The 3,341-nt window shown below is 34.7% G+C and carries 3 protein-coding genes; all 3 read right to left on the bottom strand.

The window, feature by feature from the left end; genetic code table 11:
* On the bottom strand, nt 1–465 hold a 465-nt coding region (locus SORDD16_RS11610; RefSeq protein ID WP_241733958.1), incomplete at its 3' end, for a LicD family protein.
* Nucleotides 466–522: 57 nt separating this feature from the next.
* Nucleotides 523–2,682 (bottom strand): LicD family protein, encoded by a 2,160-nt coding sequence (locus SORDD16_RS03415; RefSeq protein WP_061452387.1) that lies wholly within the window; start codon nt 2,680–2,682, stop codon nt 523–525.
* Nucleotides 2,683–2,703: 21 nt separating this feature from the next.
* A partial coding sequence (locus tag SORDD16_RS11605; RefSeq protein ID WP_241733957.1) for a glycosyltransferase family 2 protein occupies nt 2,704–3,341 on the bottom strand: 638 nt, incomplete at its 5' end.

Below are 3,341 nucleotides of genomic sequence, written 5' to 3'. Positions count from 1 at the left end.
AATTCCTTTGAAATTCAAAGAAGAAAGGCGGACAAAGTGTTTATAGAGCTTCATTTTCTTACAATCACTTTCCTCCGTTACAACACCATCGTATGGAAAAATATCAACGCAAGTTCCCAATACAACTGTCGGATCCAAAAGATTGGCATCTCTACGTGTTCGAATGTCATGAACACGCAGATAACTGTACGGATAGCCTTTTGTTTCTCTAAATGAAATCAATTTGTAGTAAGGATGATTCTCATTTTTTAAAACCTGATAAAGCTTTTCGAATTCATCTCGCGCTAAGGAAATATCCGTATCATCATCCCAAGGGATAAATCCTTTATGGCGGACAGCTCCTAGTAAGGTTCCAAAATCAATAAAATATTTAATCTGATGCTGTTCACATAGTTCATGTAGATACTTTAAAATATCCAACTCCACTTGTTTTATTTCTTCAAGACTTAAAACTCTCTCAGACATACGTTTTATTCTCCTAATTTCAACTAATTCTTTAAACGATTTCTAACTGCGATTTGCTTACTTAGAACTTTTAGTGATTTTCCACAGTTTGAAATCATGGTGAGATACTCTCTGTTCAAGAGGGGGCAATTGCATGTAATCTCCATAGTCCGAGGTCAAAATTTCATGGTAGTGTTTTGGAATCATAAATTCCTTGCCTTCAAACGTTCCCACAATCACTTGTTCCAACCACTCACGTTTCCAAACTGGCTTATTCATATCCTTGTAAATCAAATAGTCAACTTGCTCGTAGTCAGCAACTGCTCTAGATTTAGCAAGCTCATCAATTTGCTCAACATACTTATTCGTATTTGTGAAATAGAAAATGACAACAGAAATATAACGAATTAAAGAATTTAGTAGACTTTTCGTGTTGGTAATTCCTTTAAAAGTGTAACAACTTAATTGACGTTTTTTTATGAGTTTCGTCATTTTGTTTTTAAAATCTGCATCATCTTCATAACCATCTACAGGGAAAATATCCACATAGATTCCCATATTTGAATCAATTCGTACATCCTCTTCAAGCAAGTAGGTATGGTTATCCTGCACTTTCATAAAAGGATAGACATAGTTGAGATTATTTTTATAAGACATAACCTCGTAACGTTCATCAGGGTTAGCGATAAGGTAGTCTTGCAACTTCTCATAATCTTCTCTTAGCATGCAGATATCCATGTCATCATCCCAAGGGATAAAACCTTGATGGCGAACAGAACCAATTAGACTTCCATAAGCTAGGAAATACTTGACACCTATTTTCTGACAAACCTCTTGAATGTACTCCATGATTCCAAGTTCCATCTGTTGAATTTCACTGACATCTGTTACTTCTTGGTACTGAACTCCTTCATCCCGTTTACAAACTACTAGTCCATAACCAACTGCCAACCAAAAAATAATATTAATAAAGTTGGTTGAATACATAATCTGACTCTCAAACAGCTGACCAAACAAGATACCAAAGAAAAGGATCATAATCAATTTATCAGTATTTTTCTTGGAAACAATCAAATACGTTAAAAAGCGCTTGATGACATAAGCCAGTATAAGAAGGAAGGATACCAAGCCTAGAACTCCTGAACTGACAAATATGGTCACAAAAATATTATGGAAGTTCCCTCCGATAAGGGAATTTTGAATTTCAAATTTACTAAAATATTCTGTGTAATAATCTGGAACATTCCGTACGCCATAACCAAAGATTGGTTTAGCACTTCCCATCTTGATGGCATTTTTCCAAATGTAGGTTCTACCACTTGGTGTTGTTTCAATCAGATGGAGTTCACCATTCTTCTTGGTAACAGACGAATCTGTTTCAGCGTAGGATTGCCCTTTGTTTAAATCTAAAACGGTCGCAGTTTCAGATGCGATATAAATTGAAGTTGCATAGCTTAATCCAATATTAGTAGCAGTAATTAGCAGACCGGCAACAATAAAAGTAAGAAATCGTTTAATGATAGTTCCTCTAGTAGCAAAGAAACTATAAAGTCCAACCATGAGGAGTAAAGAAAGCAAGGCTCCTCGACTTTGCATCGTAGCGAAGTAAACTAATTGAATCACATTGTTCAGTTTAAGATAAACAGAATATTTACTTCCTTTATGGATCAAATACATAGCCAAAATAATGCTAATGTATGAAAATATCGCACTAGCATTTGGATTGACAATCCCCCACAGACGGCCATTCATGACACCATAGTAATAGGATTGTTCGCCAATCTTAAATAGGATAAGGACTCTACTTACCAATAAACCAAATGCAAAGATTGCGGAAGAAAAAGAAATGATTTGAACTGTATAGGCAATCCAGTCAAATAATTTTTTAAGTTGCCCCGATTGTAACATGGTAAATAATAAAACATAGGTTACCATGAAAAGGATTTCAATCACATTTCCAATCAAATGTCCGGAGCGATTGAAAATAGCAGATAGCAGATGACTTCCGGCTAAGAGTCCAAATAAGGATAGAAATTTGCGATCTACTGTGATTTCTTTCCACTTAAACAATAAAGTATAGCAAATATAAAGCACTACAATCGCTGACAATCCCTTATAGAGGGGATTTGCTATCTTATAAACCAGTGAACTCATACTTAAAATCGAAATAAAAACAAATAGATATGCAATCCATAGTTTTGATTTTTCAAAGTATTCATCCATTTTTGAAAAATTCATTTTCAACTCCTTCTCATGATATTAGTTTTTTAATCCAACAATTTTCTTATATAGCCATGGAGAAATGACAAGTGAAAGGATCGCTACCTTACGAAAAGTAGTGAAATAAGCATCCTTCCATATTTCGCGTCGATGCTGGACAATCCAAGTCCTCAACTCAGCTTTCTCCTTTTGGTACTGTTCAGATGAAGTAAAGATAATTTTATCGTAAACTGTGATGTACGACCAACATTCTCTATTTTTTAATTCGTATTTTAAATTAGGAAAGGCTTGTGAAACTTTAGCAATTATTTGCTTATAAACTTCTATCGTGTCAAATACATGTCGATTAACAGATGTTGTTGCACTTCCCTCACGATGGTCATAGTAATAAACAGGTTTGTCAATAAATACACTACTGCATCTTGTCTTTAGTAGCAATTCAGTTAAAAATAAGGCATCTTCAGCTAGGTGATAATTTGTATTAAACTTTTCATCCGCAAGCAAGTCTCTCTTGAACAGTTTTGCAACTGGAAAAAATGACGTTCTGGTGGTCATCAGTAATTCCTTCATAGTTTCTTCTGTTGACCAGATTTCTTTTTTTCCAGAATGTGGAGGTAGGTCTGTTACAATGCTATTTTTAATATGGTGCAGAGGAGCAATTACAAAGCCTATATTTT

It is taken from the genome of Streptococcus oralis (assembly GCF_001578945.1).
GTDB lineage: Bacteria > Bacillota > Bacilli > Lactobacillales > Streptococcaceae > Streptococcus > Streptococcus oralis_Q.
This window is presented reverse-complemented; position numbering and strand designations above follow the sequence as displayed.

Excerpts from the sequence above, each read along its gene's own strand:
- SORDD16_RS03415 (WP_061452387.1), bottom strand. The coding sequence starts at position 2,682 with ATGAATTTTTCAAAAATGGATGAATACTTTGAAAAATCAAAACTATGG.